Origin of the sequence: Facklamia sp. P12945, assembly GCF_050409485.1 — a bacterium.
GTDB lineage: Bacteria > Bacillota > Bacilli > Lactobacillales > Aerococcaceae > Facklamia.
In genome coordinates this window covers 1-19,515 of sequence record NZ_JBNUPJ010000024.1, presented here as the reverse complement: position 1 = coordinate 19,515, position 19,515 = coordinate 1, and the positions used below count along the sequence as shown (strand labels likewise).

The 19,515-nt window shown below is 28.9% G+C and carries 18 protein-coding genes and 2 pseudogenes; 5 read left to right on the top strand and 15 right to left on the bottom strand.

What is annotated here, in order from left to right; translation table 11 throughout:
- On the top strand, positions 1 to 344 hold a 344-nt coding region (locus ACQV2X_RS07740), incomplete at its 5' end, for an IS30 family transposase (RefSeq protein ID WP_428894394.1).
- Between the two features lie 553 nt (positions 345 to 897).
- On the opposite strand, the gene ACQV2X_RS07735 is transcribed toward ACQV2X_RS07740, so the two are convergent.
- A complete protein-coding gene (locus ACQV2X_RS07735) occupies positions 898 to 1,068 on the bottom strand; it encodes a hypothetical protein (RefSeq protein ID WP_428893351.1) in 171 nt (56 codons plus the stop codon).
- Positions 1,069 to 2,057: 989 nt separating this feature from the next.
- Between ACQV2X_RS07735 and ACQV2X_RS07730 the strand changes: the two genes are divergently transcribed.
- On the top strand, positions 2,058 to 2,360 hold the full coding sequence (locus ACQV2X_RS07730; RefSeq protein ID WP_428894393.1) for a hypothetical protein: 303 nt from the start codon (positions 2,058 to 2,060) through the stop codon (positions 2,358 to 2,360).
- An 859-nt stretch (positions 2,361 to 3,219) separates the two neighbouring features.
- Here ACQV2X_RS07730 and ACQV2X_RS07725 read toward each other — a convergent pair.
- The 11 genes and pseudogenes from ACQV2X_RS07725 to ACQV2X_RS07675 form a co-directional block, all read right to left on the bottom strand.
- A complete protein-coding gene (locus tag ACQV2X_RS07725; protein WP_428893353.1) occupies positions 3,220 to 3,579 on the bottom strand; it encodes a helix-turn-helix domain-containing protein in 360 nt (119 codons plus the stop codon).
- 317 nt (positions 3,580 to 3,896) lie between these two features.
- On the bottom strand, positions 3,897 to 4,235 hold the full coding sequence (locus ACQV2X_RS07720; RefSeq protein ID WP_428893354.1) for a nucleotide pyrophosphohydrolase: 339 nt from the start codon (positions 4,233 to 4,235) through the stop codon (positions 3,897 to 3,899).
- Complete coding sequence (locus tag ACQV2X_RS07715; protein ID WP_428894392.1) at positions 4,228 to 5,994, bottom strand: DUF2075 domain-containing protein; 1,767 nt, start codon at positions 5,992 to 5,994, stop codon at positions 4,228 to 4,230. The genes ACQV2X_RS07720 and ACQV2X_RS07715 overlap by 8 nt, the downstream gene beginning before the upstream one ends.
- A 244-nt stretch (positions 5,995 to 6,238) precedes the next feature.
- Positions 6,239 to 6,439 (bottom strand): N-6 DNA methylase, encoded by a 201-nt coding sequence (locus ACQV2X_RS07710; protein ID WP_428874564.1) that lies wholly within the window; start codon positions 6,437 to 6,439, stop codon positions 6,239 to 6,241.
- A 40-nt stretch (positions 6,440 to 6,479) separates the two neighbouring features.
- A complete protein-coding gene (locus tag ACQV2X_RS07705) occupies positions 6,480 to 6,596 on the bottom strand; it encodes a hypothetical protein (protein ID WP_428874563.1) in 117 nt (38 codons plus the stop codon).
- 50 nt (positions 6,597 to 6,646) lie between these two features.
- Positions 6,647 to 6,772, bottom strand: a pseudogene (locus ACQV2X_RS07700) (N-6 DNA methylase); the annotation flags it as partial.
- An 87-nt stretch (positions 6,773 to 6,859) separates the two neighbouring features.
- The gene (locus ACQV2X_RS07695) at positions 6,860 to 8,455 is read right to left on the bottom strand and encodes an ATP-binding cassette domain-containing protein (RefSeq protein ID WP_428893356.1); all 1,596 of its coding nucleotides are present in this window, start codon (positions 8,453 to 8,455) and stop codon (positions 6,860 to 6,862) included.
- Between the two features lie 150 nt (positions 8,456 to 8,605).
- On the bottom strand, positions 8,606 to 8,878 hold the full coding sequence (locus ACQV2X_RS07690) for a CD3324 family protein (RefSeq protein ID WP_428874577.1): 273 nt from the start codon (positions 8,876 to 8,878) through the stop codon (positions 8,606 to 8,608).
- Positions 8,879 to 9,287: 409 nt separating this feature from the next.
- On the bottom strand, positions 9,288 to 9,812 hold the full coding sequence (locus ACQV2X_RS07685) for a helix-turn-helix domain-containing protein (RefSeq protein WP_428874578.1): 525 nt from the start codon (positions 9,810 to 9,812) through the stop codon (positions 9,288 to 9,290).
- Positions 9,813 to 10,101: 289 nt separating this feature from the next.
- Positions 10,102 to 10,425 carry a hypothetical protein gene (locus tag ACQV2X_RS07680; RefSeq protein ID WP_428874579.1) on the bottom strand — a complete coding sequence of 108 codons (324 nt, stop codon included), beginning with the start codon at positions 10,423 to 10,425 and terminating at the stop codon, positions 10,102 to 10,104.
- Between the two features lie 478 nt (positions 10,426 to 10,903).
- Complete coding sequence (locus ACQV2X_RS07675; protein ID WP_428882488.1) at positions 10,904 to 12,235, bottom strand: sodium-dependent transporter; 1,332 nt, start codon at positions 12,233 to 12,235, stop codon at positions 10,904 to 10,906.
- A 1,187-nt stretch (positions 12,236 to 13,422) separates the two neighbouring features.
- Between ACQV2X_RS07675 and ACQV2X_RS07670 the strand changes: the two genes are divergently transcribed.
- The 3 genes from ACQV2X_RS07670 (at position 13,423) to ACQV2X_RS07660 (ending at position 17,237) form a co-directional block, all read left to right on the top strand.
- Positions 13,423 to 13,545, top strand: a complete 123-nt coding sequence (locus ACQV2X_RS07670; protein WP_428874231.1) for a hypothetical protein — start codon at positions 13,423 to 13,425, stop codon at positions 13,543 to 13,545.
- Between the two features lie 64 nt (positions 13,546 to 13,609).
- On the top strand, positions 13,610 to 15,970 hold the full coding sequence (locus ACQV2X_RS07665; protein WP_428874233.1) for a ThiF family adenylyltransferase: 2,361 nt from the start codon (positions 13,610 to 13,612) through the stop codon (positions 15,968 to 15,970).
- Positions 15,971 to 16,007: 37 nt separating this feature from the next.
- Positions 16,008 to 17,237, top strand: a complete 1,230-nt coding sequence (locus ACQV2X_RS07660; protein ID WP_428874234.1) for an MFS transporter — start codon at positions 16,008 to 16,010, stop codon at positions 17,235 to 17,237.
- Between the two features lie 848 nt (positions 17,238 to 18,085).
- On the opposite strand, the gene ACQV2X_RS07655 is transcribed toward ACQV2X_RS07660, so the two are convergent.
- The 3 genes and pseudogenes from ACQV2X_RS07655 to ACQV2X_RS07645 all read right to left on the bottom strand — a co-directional run.
- Positions 18,086 to 18,295: a hypothetical protein gene (locus ACQV2X_RS07655; RefSeq protein WP_428874235.1), complete on the bottom strand. Its 210-nt coding sequence runs from the start codon at positions 18,293 to 18,295 to the stop codon at positions 18,086 to 18,088.
- Positions 18,296 to 18,678: 383 nt separating this feature from the next.
- Positions 18,679 to 18,825: pseudogene (locus ACQV2X_RS07650) on the bottom strand (transposase); the annotation flags it as partial.
- A gap of 260 nt (positions 18,826 to 19,085) precedes the next feature.
- Positions 19,086 to 19,515: helix-turn-helix domain-containing protein (locus tag ACQV2X_RS07645; RefSeq protein ID WP_428894391.1), on the bottom strand; the 430-nt coding region annotated here is incomplete at its 5' end.

The following is a 19,515-nucleotide window of genomic DNA, read 5'->3' as shown; positions in this document are numbered from 1 at the left end:
AGGAATGGGGACACTGGGAAATCGATACTGTGGTAGGTCCGCATGGTGAAGAGGAACCTGCCTTATTGACGTTGGTTGAACGTCACTCACGCTTTGAGTGGCTGATTTTGATTAAGAATCAGACAAGTCAGGCCGTTCATCAAGCGATCACTCAACTCATGAACTCCCTAGGAGATAAAGCTGAGCGACTCTTTAAGACTCTTACAAGTGATAACGGTTTAGAGTTCAGTTCACTCACAAAAGCCGTCTCCTCTGTAACTGAGGTTTACTTCGCTCACCCTTACTCATCTTGGGAGCGAGAACTAAGATGTTCTAGGTGGCTAAGTTCTATTTGCAATTTATAAAAATTTTTCTATTTATAATAATTTCGTCTTTAGTTTTCTCCAAAAAAGACATGCTCAGTCTTGCTTTTTAGTCTTCCATTAAATTTTCATATCAATCCATATAAACCGAAATACTACTTAATAACTCCTTTAACTTATCACTTATTAAATTCAAAATGTTAATAAATTGAGTATTGCTCTCATTATTATTAAAATACTCAAACAATTCCTCACTAATAAAACCTATGTATTGTGGGATTTCATAAATAATATTGTTAACTTGACCTTGAATTATTACATTTTTATGTACCAATTTTTCATAATCAGATGATTTAAACAAAAAATCTCTGAGTCTATCTGAAATGAATATTATGCTACGTCATGACTTTATATTTCTGTTTTCTATAAAAGAAAAAATTGATTCACTAATATTTTATATAACTTTTCAATTTCTAAACAACTTACTAACTCTTGATTAACTGTTTCTAATAACACTCTAGTTTCTTTTTCCAATTTACTTATATTTTCAGAAAGTTCTTTCTCTAAATTTTCAAGTTTTCTATTGTGCTCTGCATTAATAATTTTTTAATTTAGCTTTGTTCAAAATCAAAAATGCAGATACTCCAAATACAACAGTAACTATTAATCCAATAACTGTCCACGTTTGATTAGGTAATTGTTGATTCTGATTAGTTAACTTGCCTACTACATTTTCAAGCATCTTTATTTTCTCTATATTCGTCATAACTTTCTCCAATAAATAAGCCGAAGAATGGCTCAAAGTCGCCCAGCTTTTTTAATAGTATTTTGTATTTTCACTAATCCACTCTTCAACTTATTTCAATGGAAACTTTCTTCTTTTACCAACTTAGATGTAAGGAAAACCAAATCGTTCCTCCTCTTTTAATTATTTACATTAACAAGAGCAAAACACTTCACACTTGTTATTAATTGTTATCATTAAAGCTGTCGTCCATTTTTGAGCAATAGCTATCTAAAATACAGTGAAAGACAATTTTGTCCGTTACTTCTCTAGGATGACCCAAATTTGTCCTACCCTTCAATAAACAAAAATACCGCTGTTCCGATTTATGGACAATGATATATATAATATTGATTTTAACTGAAATGATATTATTATATAATTAAATAAATTAGGAGGATTCAAATGGATAGAATAAAATATTGAGGATCAAGTGATTATGCAACTTATTATTATGCAAATAATTTAGAAGATCGAATTAACGCTCTACTGACCACTATATAACCTTCAATCATTGACATATTAGAAGCAGTTAATATCACCAAGTATCTTTTAGATAAAACAATTAACGCCCAATTAAAGCTCACTGTAAATGATTGTAAACCGAAACTTTTCAAACCTATCGATAAATACATAACTACTATGACTTCGAATAATATTGCAAATGATATTAAAAAATTATTCAGTGACGATGATAAAAATTCAAATATTTTCTATCACTCTGATTATTTTGAATTATTTGAAAAAAACAATTTCATAAGTTAATTAATGAGTTAGATTTTGAAAAATCGATTATAAATAACCATGTTCCGTTATATCTCTTATTAGAAACTAACTACTATAACAATTACTATCCAAACCTTACCAAGCGACTATTCTTATCCAATCCGGTGCATATCCAGCTATTAATTAATAAATATACAGATACAAAGCAGTCATATCATATCCCCCTCAATTGCACATCAAAAGAATTGTATTTTTTATGTACCCAATATATAGATAGTGAGGATAGTAATCTGAATTATGTAGATCTCATTTCCGATGGCATCAGTGAACTTAAAGAGTTTGAAATTGATGCTAAATTAAAGTTAAAGGCAAAAGAAAAGAGTTCAAATCAAAAAGCTCATCTCTTCTCAAATGGTGGCTTAAAATTAGAACTTCTCATCCACTCTTCTAAAAAACTAAAAGATCTTCCAGAAAATTGGACAAATAATACATTTACTAAACGAATTTTTATAGATAAAGATTGGTTGATTGATAATAATGATCTTTAATCTGTATTAAATTTTACTCTTTATTTAGATGACATTATGAGTAACAATATGATTTATCGATTCTGTAGCTTTTCCAACATTGAATCTTCTGTATTGGAAAGTATTTCAGGAATTAAAAGTTCAAGAAATTATCCTACGTATATGTACTTTCATTTTAAACAAACTATCCTTTTGACTTTACTGAAATTTATTCATAGCACCCTAAACAAAACACCTCAAAATAATTTCGAAAACATTTTTCAGGTTTTCTATTTGAATGCTGTTTAAACGAATATAATATAAAGTTTGTTCCATTCAAATTTGCTTCAAACCAAGAACCCTTCAACATAAAAACCAAAATTAATTTATCTAACGAAGAGACCTTAAGAAAACAATGGAAGTTGTTTGTAGAAGATTTTGAGATCAATCCGAAATTATTGGCTTTTGAAACTTCTCCTCGTATTGAGTCAATACCTAGTTTATTAAATAAAAAGTATATTTATCTAAATCCTAAAATAAAAAAATCCAAAGCATTGTTCACGCTTTATTCTCTAGTCAAAGTCATATTATTTACCTATCTAAAGAAAAACATGAAGATAGTTTCCTTAACTTGATTATTAAACATTCTGTCAATCTAACAGAATATCCAGAATACTATCATTCTCAAATCCTTAAATTAGTTCACGAAGACTTTATCTCATTAGATGATGAACAAAATATTTTCATTACTGATATTCAATTTTATAGAATAATAATTCTTCAATCATTGTATTCGTTTGAAGTAATCCACTTTTATAGAGGAATATTATCTAAAATAACCCCTAATAATATTCTAAAAATATTTCAAGATGAAATAGATATTATGATTGGAAAAGAATATCTAATTTCCGAATCCACTTTGTTTGTTCAAACCTGAGAAACCTTCTTTTTGATAAATTCGATTCCAATTACCTACCAGCGATCCGTTAGGCAAATCGAATTTTTCAGCAGCTTCTCGATAGCAACATTCATGTATTTGCCTATATTTTATGACAGACAACTTAAATTCGCCACTATATTCTATTTTATTGAGCTTTTTATTAAATCCTTCGAACCCATGGTTTTCATACATCTCTATCCAATTTCTAACTGTAGAAGATGGAATTCCATACTTTTCTGCAATTAAATCACGACCACCGGTCGTTCCATCAAGATATTCATTCACTATGTTGATTTTAAATCCTTTTGAATATTTAGACATAAAAAGAACCCCTAAATCCGGTCCGGATTTAGGGGTTCAGTACATAGTCTGCTGGCTAAAAAATTTACCCAAGAAAAATTTTAAATTGCTTAACTTCTATGGACTATTTTTATTAAAATAATGGAATAAATTTTACTTGTAGAATAAGTAGCCTATTTTTATATCCCATAGAATGATAAACCCATAACCTAGTTTTTATTCATTTTGGTTGAAAGATGACTAAATTTTGTAGCAATTTAAAAACCTGAAATTTATATGAAACTTTTATCTAATTCTAAAGAAATCATCTTTAACAATTATTAAAAATATTAAAAAGTTTACTCAATATCAATATCTGTATATTTTTTCTTAGTTCCTTTACTTTTAGACACGGGATATTTTTCGTCGTTTTTCTTTAACTTATTAATTATAATTTCTTTCATATCTAAATCTAAATTAGAGGCTAACATAATCGAATAAATTAATACATCAGCTAATTCGTCTTTTACAGCATCGAAATTCTTTTTTATTGTTTCCTCACTAGTATTCCATTGAAATAATTCAAGCAACTCCGAAGCTTCAATAGAGATAGATATGGCTAAATCTTTTTCGTTATGAAATTGTCGCCAATCCCTTTTATCTCTAAAATCATCAACTTCTTTTTTTAGTTTATCCATTTTCTAACTCTCCTTGTTGAGCCTTTAATAATACCTCTTGTAATTGGTCATCTACAGCATATAAATATAGCCCATGTATTCCTCTTGTTATTAATACATTTAACTCATTTTTCAATAAAAAATCTGCTAAGTACTCTTTACTTCCATCCTTTAATGTTCTTTGCTGTTTAGCTTTTCTATTTTGACTCGCTTCCCTATCAAAAATTATCTTTCCATCTCTATATTTTACTGAAGGACCAATGATCACGCCAACATAGTTCAAATCAAATCCTTGAACTGTGTATGTTGAGCCCGCCTCATTTATAGTGTGAGGTTGTTCAGCCCAAGAAACATCTTTATACTTTATACTTTTATTAGTTGGTTTTAACTGATAATTCCACGGAATTTCAAAGTTCTTGTCTTTTACCATCCAATATTCTTCATTCTCAGGTTTACGTTTATCGACATATTCCCAGTCAAATGTTGCAACTATTCTTGAAATGCCTTTTTCCTGATCTTTTGATTTTTCTTTAATCGCAGCATGCATTTTTTCAGCATCTTCAAAAATTTTAATTTCATAACCTTTATCATCATTAGGAATATTTAATACTATTTGATTATCAACTAGATTTCTAATCCAATCTACCGTTTGTTCTTCTGCATCGATTCTCATTTGATTTGTTAAAAAAATGTAATTATCATTTTTCTTAGACATTGATTTAATTTTTTCAAATTCATCTTTTTCCCAAAACTGTTCAGTTGTTAAGATTTGATTCGCATCAAATACTGCTATAACCACTCTTGCTCTTTTCAATAAATCATGTAATTGATTCTTACCTCTGTAAGCTTGTTTGCCTTGAGTCCACAGCAAGTGAGCTTCGTCTACTATCACAACATCAGCAGGTTCATTAATTTGAATATTATTGATGAAACGCGTTGGTTTTAAAACTGTTTCTAAGCTTTCATTTGATGTTAAATCTAATTTTTTGGCAATTTGTTTGTACACATTGATTAAAGCATCATGATTAACGAGCATATAGACTTCAACTTCTTCTTTGCTTTGGATTTTTTTAGCTAATTCCTTTTTCAAATCATAAAACAAATTACTCATTAAGACAGTCTTGCCCGATCCAGCTTCTCCAGATACTAGAATTAATTCTCCAATTTTATCGTCTTCTAAAGATTTAACTACCCTAGAATAAATTCTATTTTTAGCAGAAATTTGTTCATACGTTAATTTATGAAAAGGAGAGGCCTTAAATAGTGCAGAATCTTCAATTATACTTTTTAATGGAAAAAGTGTTTTATTTTTATTTCTTAATTCTTTCCAAACTTCTGAAAAAATGTCTTCAAAGTACTCTGAGGTATAGTATTTATTTTGTTGATTAGTCCGTCTGTTATATATTTTATCTACTTCATCAATCGAGGATAAATAATGCATTAATTTGTTTTCTATATCTAAAGTTAAAGATTTATTAAAATATTCATGTCCGACCACAAACATTGAAGCCGAGTTAATATTTTCTAATTCAGCCAGTTCTTTATTGATTTCGTTACTAATTAAGTGTTGATTTGTTCTAACTATGATATTAGAAGTCTCTCCAATATATACACTATATATATCATTTTTTACTTTATTATTAATGATATAAACTGTCGGGTAATCTAATAAATATTTTCTTATATCTTTATTGAAATTTACTGAATTTTCTGCAAATCTTTTTAGTCCATCAGCTGTATATTCTATTTCATTTATAACTGGTTTAGATATTTTCGTCATTATGGTTCACTCCATCATCTTACATTAAAGAAAGCCAATTTTGTATGAATTAAATATGTTTACATGTTTTTATAGTTAGTATTCCTTTTAATTATAGTTAGTTCGCTCTTCTTATTCAAATGAGTTATAAATTAAATTTAAAAAAATACCAATTTATCATTTTATCTTCGTTCTGTTTGCCAATCCAAAAATGATTGGATTAATGAATTATCATCTACTGCTCATCGAGTGTACCATTTTAATTTTAAAAGATGACCATGACAGGAATACCCGTGTTCGTGAATAAACTGGCTGATAAACTAATCACCGTATCGATATAATTTTTCTCAACTAAGCGCTGACAGATTTCACCTTTTGTTCCTATATGGAATAAGACACCGTGGACAAGACAATGACCATCCTTTCTTCTTGTCCCAATGAAAGACTCTTTGGAGTAAGAAGACAAAGTCTCCTTTACTTGCGGGCGACTTCAAACCGTGGGTCACTCACTGGTAAGTAAAACGATTCCACCCCTTTACAGAATAGGGTGGATTCATAACAACAGCATCAAACTGAACTCCTTCATTGAGTCGTTCGGGGTCCTCGGGCCACTCTTCAGCCAATGTATCTCCATTTTTAATAGTATCTTTTCTGGATGAATTCCTTGTAAGAGTAAATTCATACGGGTCAAGTTATAACTAGTGGTGTTCTTTTTTTGCTCATAGTAAGCTAAATTTTTCTGTTGATGCGCATCTAAATGCTTAGCAACAGTTAACAGTAAAGAGCCAGAACGAGACAAACAGTCACAACTAAGTATCAACCTTTGTATGGCTAATAACAGGATTGAGCTGGTGATTTATTGGTCATTATAAATTCTTTATTTCCACTATATTATTTGTCCATCTTCTAGGTAAATTATCTTATCAAAAAATGTTTTATCTTTGAAACGATGATCTACCATGATTATTGTTTTATCTGATAGATTGTTTTTTATATAATGTAGGGTTTTTTCTAAATTCTCATCATCTAAAGAATTACTGAGTTCATCAAATATATATATTGGTGCTTTTCTCAAAAAGGTTCTAAGCAAGCCAATTCTTTTATTTTCTCCTCCCGAACTAAAAGTAACTGGGTCTTCCAGATTTTCTATTGATAAGACCTTATTCAATTCTAATTGATTTATTAATCGACCAAGGTCATCAGTCTCTACTTTGTCAACATACAACTCTAAATTTGCTAGTAATGAATCCGGTACTATTATACACTCTTGAGTTAATACGGAAAAATTATTTGTAACATCCAATTCATTGGTCACAGAATTACCATCAAAAAGAACCTCTCCTTTGGTAGGTTGAATCAAACCTAATATCATTCTTAAAATAGTAGACTTTCCTGATCCACTCTTACCTATAATAGCTACTTTATCCCCTCTCTTAATTTCAAAACTGATATTATCAAGTATTTTCTTCTCATTATCTAAAAAGGATACCTTTTGAAAAGTAATTTTATTTTTAAATGTAAGTTCTTTTCTATTAGAGTAAACTTCGTTCTTTGGAATTTTATCCAACCTCTTTAGAGAGACTATAACACGCCTCCATTCTTTAATTGCTTTTGAAAAATCAATTAGAGGATCAATTAATATTGAGTTATACATCATAATTGCTACCATACCACCTATAGTCATTTGGTTAAAATAAACTAAAATAGAAGTAATAATATAAAGTATCCCTATTGTACTCATAAAAATTATCGTATCAACAACATAAATTTTTTGTGTAAATCGAGTTTCTTCAAAATGATGTTTCTTGAATAAATCACTTTCTTCTTCTGTAAGTTTTTCAAATCTTTGCACTCTATTATTAGTTAGAATTTCTTCAAAATATAAATTTATATCATTAAATAATTTCCAGATTCGATCAGATGATATCCTTGATTCATCTATTAGCTGTTCATATCTCTTCATAAACCAATTATTTACGTATATAGAAATAAGTCCCACTAACAGTAAGACTAACATAATATACGGGCTAATTGAAAATACTAAAATAACACTTATAACAAATGAACTAATTGATCCTATCAAATCACTAAGTGGTTTTATAGATGAATCGGATACAATTTTTACATCTTCTAAAATTGAAGCACTTTGTGTTTCTGTTCTGTAAGTCTTTTGCTGTTGGAAGCTTAAATTCAAAAATCGTTTTAAGATGTCTTTTCGAAGTTGATTACTAAAATTTAAGCTTAATCCTTCCGCATAAACATTCTTATAAGCTTCAATAATTGCTGATAAAAAAAAGACTACTAGCAAGATAACGCCAGATAAAATAACCTGTTTTAAGTCAGTATTAATTGAATCAATCATATGTTCTACTAACTTGATAGGTGCCAAAGATAATAAAGCCATAACTACTGACAGTATGAGTATGTTTATAAAATTTTTAGGTTTTAATCTTATTATCAATGAGTGGAATTCTGGGTTCATATTATCTCCTTAAAAATTCTTGATCGCTTCTCTAGCTTATCTTAAATAACACGTATTTCACTATATAAAGTTTATGATTTAAAACCTTTTCAAACAATCTCGAGATTCATTTTAAAAAAAATTAAGCCACTAGAATCTAGTGGCCTAAAATCATTTGCTTCTTTCTTGACGAATTATTCTCCAAATACTTTTAGCTGACAAGTAGTACTTTTCTGCCAGTGCATCTACATTTTCTCCATTTTTATAGTCAAGATAAATATTATAATTTCTACGATCTATCTTTTTTCTTGTTTTATTTTTACTTCCCCATTGTGCTCTTGATTCTTTCTTTTTAGGAATATAAATTAATTTTCCTTCAGCATATTCTTGTATTTTAAGAAAGAGCTCTTTAGGAAAAACTTCATCTGCTTTTGTGTAGTCCATAATGCCTCCATAACCCTTTTATTGAAAGCATTGACTATTATTTAGGGTCGCATAATATTTAACAGTCAATACTATGCGACTAATACTTGTCTTCTCATATCTTCCTCCTCTGATACTCTATTGTTTTTAACTAGATTTGTAAAATAAATCATCTAGAATTTTTAATTATCTTATTGCTAGCTATAATTATATACTAATCTTTCATTGTTTCTCTAGTATAGGGCTTGAAACCCAGTCACTATCGTTACTATTTGCAGTTATCATAATTATAACACGAGACCCGCTTGTAAAATCGTTCAGAAACATCAATACATCTATATACAACTCTACCATTTATCAAGCAGATTGTTATTACTTTAAACTGAATTAATTATTCTAAAGAATTTTAATTTAAATATTTAACATAATTTTATTTCTTCATATGGTTCACGAATAATTCATGTTTTTTTCGTCTTAAGCTAATCTCATGATTATTATCATAAAGGCCCGCAATCTCAAAAAATATCCCTATACTTGTCATTACCCCTGCTACAAAATCATCTATAGGATGATTAAAAATTATTGACAATACTCCAAATTGGTGATTAAGGATAACTAATAAAAGACATACTCCTCCAATAATAAAGTTTCTATTCAACTTATTCTTTTTAGCATCTTTTTCCTTTTCAGTATATTCAACTACTTTCAATAGAGTTTCTTTTGTTTCTTCATTCATATTCTCATTTTTCCTTTCTCCATCAATAATCTCTCTGAGATCTACATCATAGAAATCAGCTAAGAATAGTAACATGCTAATATCCGGAATGTTGCTGCCTGTCTCCCATCGAGAAATAGTTCTCTGGGATACATACAATCTATTAGCAAGCTGTTCTTGAGTAAGTTGTTTTTCATTTCTCAATTTCTTTAGAAAACAGCCTATCTTTTTTTGGTCCATATATTTTCCTCCTCTTAATGATATAATATCTGCTTTGACAATTAAAATAAACGACACAAAGTGAGTAAATACCATTTCTAAACGATCAGACATCAAATGTCTACATAATTAGACCCCTTTTGTTTCTCCAACAGTATTTATAAAAACTATTATTCATCGTCACTTTTGTCATTGTCATAATTATGATACGAGACTGATAGAAAAAATCTTCTAGCAACTCTAATAATTCTAGCTATTTATTTTCGCTTGATTTAAAAGGATGTTAACAACTACAGACTGGAATTTCCTTTTAAACCTTCTTTTTCTTATAAAGTAAACTTCCCAAAAAACTTCCAAGCACTGAAATAACGCCATAGATTAAAGAATAAATACTTGCACTCTCATTATAAAAAATAAATAGGGTAGGAATAAATAGCAAGACAACAAGCATTGGAAAAATCCAGTTAAATGAGTGCTTCATTCCATAGATTAGCGATGATATAAAACATGTCATTGGGACAGCCAATAGTAAAACCAACATCCCACTTCCTGTATTTTTAATGAAAAATGGCAATAGATAAAAGGCAAAAGCTATTACGATCAAATATACCAGCATTTTTCTAACTTTTTCCATTTCCAACTCCTTCACAAATTCACATTTTTTAACTTCTTTACTTTATTAGAGCAATCTTATTCAATATTCACTCTAACAGCCCACCAACCAATCGTTTAATTTTAAAATAAAATGCTTGAAAACTGGTCACTCTCCTAATTATTGGCTATTATCATCATTATAACAAGACTCCTAGCCATCAGCTCATAAATAGAACACTATTTGATTATTCTGCAATTATTTCACCTATTCTACTTCAACAAAATACCAAATAATCCATTGATATTTCTTTATACAAAACAATTTAATGCTACCCAAAACTTTGACAGTGATTATTTGTTTGAACTTAAAATGACTAAGAGATTGACTCAAATCTGTTAGCTCAACATTAATAATCTTAGACTAAGGATAGTCGTTTAGCTTAAATTTAATGCTTCTATGTCTTTTTTTAAATTATAGGATTATTCATATTAGCAACCATCTGAATGCACTAAACGATTTAACCGATCCCACCATAAAATATTCCCATAATATATACCAAAATCGTCAACCCTACAAAGACATATCTGCCCATTGGCTCAAACCATGGCCCCAGAGTCTTATTGTAGCCCAATTGTACTTGCTTTCTAGCAAAGTCCGGTCCACATACCCAATAAAACATAATTCCAGCCAACAAAGCGCCTAATGGAATCACATAGATACTCACAATATCCATCCAACTTTCTAAAATAGCGCCATTTTCAACAAATATTCCGATGGCTATCGCTATACTCGCTACGATTCCTACCGCTTTTGCTCTTGAAAAATGGAACTTTTCTTGAAGCGCTTCGATTGGAGCTTCAAATAAATTGATCAAGGAGCTAATCCCTGCAAACAGTACTGCAATAAAGAAAAGAATGGCAAATAAGTTACCGGCTGGCATTTGTTTAAAAATCGCTGGCATGGTGATAAAGATCAAAGGAGGGCCCGCGGTTGGGTCCATATTAAAAGCAAACACAGATGGAATAACAACGAGAGCAGCCAATATAGCTGCTATTAAATCACTTACTGCAATATAGGTCGCAGAAGTAACCACATCTTCCTTTTCACTTAAATAACTCCCATACACCAATGTTCCCGAACCAGCTAAGGACAAGGAGAAGAAAGCTTGGCCTAATGCATAGACCCATGTTTGTGGTTTTTTTAGCGCTTCCCATTCAGGTTGAAACAAATAGGCATACCCTAGACTTGCTCCCGGTAAGAAGATCACGCGAATACTTAAAAGCAGGAACATTATAAAAAATCCGGGCATGAGCACTTTATTTATTCTTTCAATCCCCTTTGAAATGCCCACTCGCATAATCCCAAAAGTTAGGATGAGTGCAGCTAGATGCCAGCCAATACTTCCAAAATTCCCAGCAATCTTTTCAAAATAAGCTGAACTATCTGCCGCTTGAATCATCGAACCTGAGATTGCCCCAAAGGTGAACCTTAAAATCCAGCCAATGACAACCGAGTAGCCGATCGCGATCCCTAAAGACCCGATGGTGGGAATTAAGCCAAGCCATTCGCCATACGGCTTGCCTCTTTTAGCCATTGCCTTCTTAAAGGCAGCCAGAGGACCTGCTTTCATCGCTCTTCCCAACGCGATCTCACCAATTACTCCCGTAAAACCAATGACAATCACAAAAAGAATATAGGGGATTAAAAAAGCCGCTCCTCCAAATTGACCGACACGATAAGGGAATAACCATATATTTCCCATCCCTACCGCTGAACCCACTGATGCTAGAATAAAACCTAGCCTACTTTGAAAACCATCTCTTTCTCCTATTATTTTTTTGTCTTTCAATTTTTTCACTCCTCGTTTCCTTTGTTTAGAAATGCTACTAGCTAATCCTTTAACCCTATTTTTCAGCGGAAATGGAGCTCATATCAATATAAAGACACAAAAAGACACTGCGTCATCAATTTTAAATTGATCTATGCAGTGTCTTTTAAACAACTATCTATTAAAAATCACACTGGCATAGGCTCCATTTATACATGAAAAATAAAGTGAGCCTAGCCTTCTTACTTCAGAAGTTAGACCACTCAACTATGCCAAGCCTGCCATGAATGAATGTTGAATTTCATTTGTGTGATTTCCTTTCTCTTTTTTTATTTAACTAATTATCTAATAGGCTTGATAGAAAGTCAAATGAGTATTTTTTATCCAAGTGATATCTTAGGTGAAAATGTAATTAGTCATGTAAAGTTCTAGGTAGTTTTATTTCTTGAAGTATTCTATCGTAGGAAGAAAAATGACATTTTTTTCTTTTAAAAATTTTAAAAGATTTAATGCACTTAAAAGCACGAACCTTGATATCATTTTCAATTAGAAACCCTTTTAAATATGTCTTTAATGAATTTGAGTTATAATTAATGTTAATTAAAATAAAAGTATCAAATTAGAGTTATAGAAACAGAAATACAGGAAGCGTTATGGTCAATTAATAGTTCAAATATTGATAAACTAAAGATTCTAATATCTTTACCCTTGCGGAGCTCCTTTAGTAAATGCTAAATTCTTTAATAAATAGCTGAAAAAAAATTATGAAAATATATCTCAGTGGTAATAGGGGAGCTTTTCAGCTTCTTTAAATACCTTTATTAAAGAATACATCCCAATAGAAATTATAATAGCATTTAATTCAGACCATATTTTTAAGAATACACCTTTCATCAAGAGAATTTAAACAAGTTTTCAGAATCTGCGGAGATAGTTGTGTATATTATTGTTTAGCTATCACATAACCAACCTTAAGACCAGATGTATTCGCAAGTTTGACTATATGTTCTAATACGTAAAGACAGCGAATTCTATATTATTAAGTGAGTAAATCACATAATAAATAAAAATTAAATAAAAACTTGACAAATGACTTTGGGAACATTATTATGAACGTATAGATTGTATGCGTTTTCTTATTTTGTTAGTTTCTTGTTATGTTATTTTATAAGTTAAGCATACAATCAAAAAAAGGAAGGAGAATTGTGATGAATGAAAGTAATTCAAAAGAACAAATTCAATTAGATTCAGAAAAAGAACAAATTTTGATTGAAAAGATTGAACAAAATTCTAGTACACCATCATGGTGCATCTGTTATAAAAAATGTTAGAAATATAGATTTTGAAATAGACTAAAGAAAGATTCTTTAGTCTATTTTTTAGGGGGGAAATAGTTTGTATTGCACAAATAAATATATAAACTTAACTATTACAGATGATAAAGAAATTACATATTTTGATGGTTTTGAAAAATCTATTAACTCTCAAAATAATGACATAATAATTCAAATATTAAAATGGTTTGAATTTCCACGTGATAAAAATGATCTTCCAATAATTAAAAATATACCTAATGAAAGAATAGAAAACTATTTAAAAGAGTTAATTAAATCTAATATCATTATAAATGATAAAAAAAATCTGACTAAACGGAATGAGTTCTTTTATGAAACATATTCAAGTACCTTAGATATCAAACATCTTGTAAACCGAAAAAGAATACTTATTATAGGATGCGGAACTATTGGGACTAATGTTGCAGTTTCTTTAGTTAAAATGGGTTTTAAGAATATTATATTAATTGATGACGACGTAATAACGCTCCATTCCCTAGACTCCCAAATTGTTTATACTGGATTAGATAAAGGAAAATTAAAAGGTGTAGTTTTAAAAAATCATCTTGAAAAAATTTCACAAACAGCCAAAATTAAATATATGAATTGTAAAATAGAAAATATTAGAAATTTATCAAATTTATTTATGGAAGAAAAGTTTGATATTATTATAGATTGCTTTGATGAAAAAAGCACAAATCTTCAATTGGACTTGATAGATTTTTCTAAAAATATGAATATTAATTATATAACAACAGGTTATTATCAAAATTTATTATTTGTTTGGGACATAGCAAGTGAATTCAATAAAGTTAAAAATTATTTTTTAGAAAATTCTTATGAATCTGAAAAAAGAAAAGTTTTTTCTTTAAATAAAGGGGTAATTGTAGATTCACAGATTATTTCTGGATTAATTACTAATCAAATATTAAACAGAATTATATATAACGATAATGATAATAAATTTTTGTGCTTTGATAAAAAAAATAATGTTTTAACAGATTATGGAAGATATATAAAGTCAGAGTATCAAAATTTTTTAGAACTATTAGAAAAAAAAATAAATGACTTAATATCTCAAAATGAAATAGAATTGTCTCTAAAAAAAATTAAACTAAATGAAAATATTGGATATAAGAAATATGATGTGATTCAATTTCTTAAATTTGTTGAATTAATTCAATATACTCAAAAATTTGAATTTGATATTAATAAGAATATTTCAAACACTTTAAATGTTTCAAATACATCAAAGAATTTTATGAAAAAAATGGATGTTTTCCAATCAATAACAAATCATATGTATCAATTATCTGATTGTTCTATTTCCGACAATTTACTTAGTGATATTGATTTAGTAAGTGTATATTCAATAAAAAAAATTCAGCATAATATTCATAACTTTATCTCAGAAAATAAAGATAAGTTTTTTCAAGTGTATAACACAAGAGATAGTAAAATTTCTAATGATTTCTATCTTATACAAGGTATATCCGAAAAAATATTTATCAAACTGAAGAAAGAAATAAAAAATATATCTAAAGATGAGTATTTTTTACTAAAATCACAAGTATTAAATAATAAGAGAGTAAATAAAAATAATATTAAAGAAAAAGATTTTTTTGATTTCAGGAGACAAGATAGTTATTACTTTGGTAGCAAGAACAAGGCTATCGATTTTATTTATCTCTTATTAAATTCTATTAGAAATGATTTGGGTGACAAATTTCTTAATGCGTATAAAAATAATGACATTATAGTTGATAATTATGCTGATGGTAGTGTTGGAAAATGTATTTATTTAACAAACACAAAGAAAACTCTAGTTTATTCTACATTTGACGGGACATATGAATCAGTTATAAGACTACTTCATGAAATTGGACATTTTTTTTCTAATGATGAAATGAAAACATCTTATTTTTATGAAGAACTTTCTATAATTAAAAATGAAATTTTAGCAGAATCTATATTTATTAATATTTTAAAAATTAAAAATATTGATAAATTCCCAACTGAATTAAATAAATTGCAAGAAGTAATTAGATATAAATTTGAAAGGGATTTACTATACATTTTAGATTTAGCCATATTTAAAGAAAGATTAGATTGTGAAACTAATTCAAAAAAACCTCTAACAACTGATATATATAAACAAGTATTTGATTCTTTGGATAATTTGGATCCAGAGTATGTAGAAATGAAAAATAGAGAATATTTTGTTTATAACTATTTAGCTAATTACAGTTTGTATTTACCAATAGAATTTATAATCAGTGATTTAATTGTATCCATTGTATCCATTAAGTATGGAGAAAAAATTTTTAAAGATATAGTTAATGGGGTAATCATTAGCAATGATTGGATAGAAAATGTTTTTTCAATTGAAAGTATTATAGATTTAATGAAAATTAGTTTTTAATAATGTATATATTAATAAATGATCGGAAGGTACTATATTGAAAAAAAATAGATTTAAACTAACGATACTACTCACACTAACCCAATTAGGTAGTGGAACTTTATCTTTTATACTATCCTTAAAGATACTGCAGCAAAATAAAAGCGCAACTGACTTTGGAATAGTAGTTATGGTTAGTGCTATATTTAGTATTTTAACATCTTTAATATCTGGTAAATATATTGATCGCTTCCCTAAAAAAAACATGATGATCGTTGCTCAATTTCTGAGTATAGTAGGATTAATCCTTTTTATTTTCGGAACAGGATTTAGCGACAAAATTAATTTATATTGGGTGATCGCTCTTTCAATAATCCTTCAAGTGAGTGATTCAATTTTTACCACTACTTTAATGACAAGTGCTGTCAATATTGTAAATAAGGAAGAAGAGTTAGATGAATTCAATTCAATTGTTGAATCAATAAATGGGATCTGTGCCTTAATAGCACCGTTTATTGCATCCTCTATCTTTATTTTCCTAAAAATAGATAGCTTCATATTTTTAGAAATATTTTTTGAGCTATTTGCCGTATTACTAATACTTAATTTACCGCTGCATGATTCCTTAATTGAAGAAAACTATGATGATCGTGATAGCGATTATAGTTTAAACTACGTACTAAAGTATGCTTGGAAAAATAAACTTATTCTAATACTAAGTTTAAGTATGTTAAGCATCAATTTACTTTTAGGATCACTTTCAATAGGCCTACCCTACTTAATATTGTCTTACTTTGAGAGTAAAACAATATTTATCGGTATCTTTCAAATAACATTACCAGTTGGAATGATGCTGGGAGCTATCATTTATCCTAAATTAAATTTTAAAAAACCCTTCTATAACCCAATTATAAAATCGTGGTTCCTATTAGCTCTATCTGTTATTCTACTAGGATTTACCATACTTATTTTTTCAAACCATTTTTGGGCATTATCAATTATATCCTTCATTCTTATTACTATCGCTGGTTTCAGTATATCAATAGGAAAAATACCCTTATTAGGATATTTTCAAAAAACAGTTCCTCAAAAAATTCAGGGGCGCTTATTTAGTTTGCTAGATGTCATGATAGAGTCGAGTATTCCTTTAGGGGCGGGTATATATGGACTATTATTCGACAACTTTAATATATATACAATATTTATCTTTTCTGGATTAATTTTAATTATTTTTATTAAAATATCAGAAAAAAAATTGAGAAAGCTAACTATAAGCATGAATGATTAATTAAAGAATAATTAATCTTTAATCACTTACAGAATAGTAATCATCATTTCAATACTGTTATAAGAGAAGGTTCGTTTAAGTATTATTTGAGCGACGCCCACTATTTGGATTGCAACTTATTGTGAAAGATCAACTATGAATGTTATTTATAAATTTAATTCAATCAAGAGCTGAGTCAGTAGCTTGACTGATTTACTATTTAGATAATATCTTTTAAAGCAATTAAGTTGAATTTAAACAATAAATCTCTTTGTCCAATGTAGTCTTACTAAGGAAAAATTAAAAATAATGAATTTGATAATTTTTACTCTAATTAACAAACTTTTAAAATAGTAAATTCTGTAATAAGAATTGAATTTTTTAGGGGATACTCATTCTTACTCTCGTATTCTTTCGAAGTATGATTCCCCTTTCCACTTTCTAATTTTTCGAATTAATTTTATTTGAAATCAATCCGATGTTCTACTAATAATCGTAATTTATATACTATTTTATTCGACATTATTATTTCGGATTTTCTTTGTTATACATGGATTACTTAAACTAAGTAAGTTCTCTAAAGATTATGCAAGTATCGAATTAACTCTCTCTTGGATGATATGAAGGACCATCCTTCAGACGTATACTTACCCTCTGACTTAGACACTTCAGACTCATTGTTATTTTCTTCAATCGCATAGCTGCAGCTCAAAGCCTCTGTATAGAGTGATAAGATATTAAAAAATTGTCCTATGCAATTTTTTTAGATAAATAGTGTTTAATTCATGTGGATATATCTTTGATTCTTTAAATAATTAAAAGGCCCCCGTTATGAGGCCTTCAAATTTCAATATTGTTTACCTATGGGTTTACTTTACGAATCTTGCATAATTAACTTTTGAAAAATCAACAACAATTTGATTACCATTGATATCTTTTATAATATCTGGTTGTTTAGAAATAATAAGTTTCATTATTTTTCGAAGAGCACGTTCATCATCAGATCTTGATTCGAGTTCCATCATGACTGTTAAACTAGAACCATGATTGAAAAAGAGTTCAATTTTTCTATTTTTCACTCTTTCATCTCCTCTCCTATTTAATGTCTCTACTATACCAATCTCCACCTCTTTCGTATAGGGTAGATAAGAAAGGAGATACTCATGGTATTGCGAGACAATAAATTAATCATACCCCTCTATTAGCCAAACTCTTTAAACTAAGAACATTACTAACATTATATATAATTTATTAAGCCCAGTTGAGTATAGATTTCACCTTACTTTAAGAAAAAAATAATTTTTAGGTTTTCTCTTAAAAAGTTAGAGCTATCAAAACATCGTTCTCTTAGTAATTTAACTTTATTCGTTTGGTTTTTTTGATTTAATGGAATTAATAAATTTTTTTCAAAAGTCAAGTCCATAATATTGTGTAAAATAACTTAGTACAATGTTCATCACCATTAAAGCCTCATATAAGCCCTTGAAGAAGTAATCCATTCTTCGTGGATGTGCATTAATACAGAGCCAATTAATCGATTAGCTGAGTCGACATTTGGAAAGATTCGTACCACTTTCTTTCTACGACGTACTTCTTGATTCAATCGTTCTTCAATCTTACAAATATCAGATAACAATATTTCTCTTCCAAATTCTAGAACGATCTTCTTTTGATCAGATGACTCAATAGAGGTTTTAAGAAAATCCTCATTTCTAAAATCAACAAAACCTAGTAAACTACGTTTCATGGTGACTTTAATTGAAACGGGCTTTCTATAAAAATCTCCTAATCTCTTTTGAATGAGATCTTCCTTTTCTAGCTCAAACTGTTTTGAAGTTTGGCTAATATCCACTATATGTTTCTTGCCTATTAGACCGTGTGTTTTAATGTTTTGTCTTTAAGCAAATAAAAAATAAAGTTTTCATCTTCATTTAAAATATAAGCGTTAAATACACCATCATTCCAACCCACTAAATCAATATCATAAAAACCACCTATATAAGAAGAATCAAGCTCTGGTTTATTTTGATCAAGGGAAATATCTTCTAATTCGTTTGTATAGTCTATTAATGTATCCACACTCATTGCAAAAAGTTCAGAAAGCTTTTTAAGATTTGTAATATCCGGTATGCCATTATTACTTTCCCACTTAGCTACTGCTGAACGTGAAACATTTATTTTTTCAGCCAATTCCTCCTGACTGTATTCTTTTTTTCTTCGTAATTCTTTTATTTTATCGCCTAGTGTCAACCGTAAATGAAAATGTCCTGAAATTTTAAAAATTTGCGGGATAAAACTA

Coding starts and splice junctions, on each gene's coding strand:
- ACQV2X_RS07735 (WP_428893351.1), bottom strand. CDS start 1,068: ATGACGAATATAGAGAAAATAAAGATGCTTGAAAATGTAGTAGGCAAG.
- ACQV2X_RS07725 (WP_428893353.1), bottom strand. CDS start 3,579: ATGTCTAAATATTCAAAAGGATTTAAAATCAACATAGTGAATGAATAT.
- ACQV2X_RS07720 (WP_428893354.1), bottom strand. CDS start 4,235: ATGGATAAACTAAAAAAAGAAGTTGATGATTTTAGAGATAAAAGGGAT.
- ACQV2X_RS07715 (WP_428894392.1), bottom strand. CDS start 5,994: ATGACGAAAATATCTAAACCAGTTATAAATGAAATAGAATATACAGCT.
- ACQV2X_RS07695 (WP_428893356.1), bottom strand. CDS start 8,455: ATGAACCCAGAATTCCACTCATTGATAATAAGATTAAAACCTAAAAAT.
- ACQV2X_RS07690 (WP_428874577.1), bottom strand. CDS start 8,878: ATGGACTACACAAAAGCAGATGAAGTTTTTCCTAAAGAGCTCTTTCTT.
- ACQV2X_RS07685 (WP_428874578.1), bottom strand. CDS start 9,812: ATGGACCAAAAAAAGATAGGCTGTTTTCTAAAGAAATTGAGAAATGAA.
- ACQV2X_RS07680 (WP_428874579.1), bottom strand. CDS start 10,425: ATGGAAAAAGTTAGAAAAATGCTGGTATATTTGATCGTAATAGCTTTT.
- ACQV2X_RS07670 (WP_428874231.1), top strand. CDS start 13,423: ATGAATGAAAGTAATTCAAAAGAACAAATTCAATTAGATTCAGAAAAA.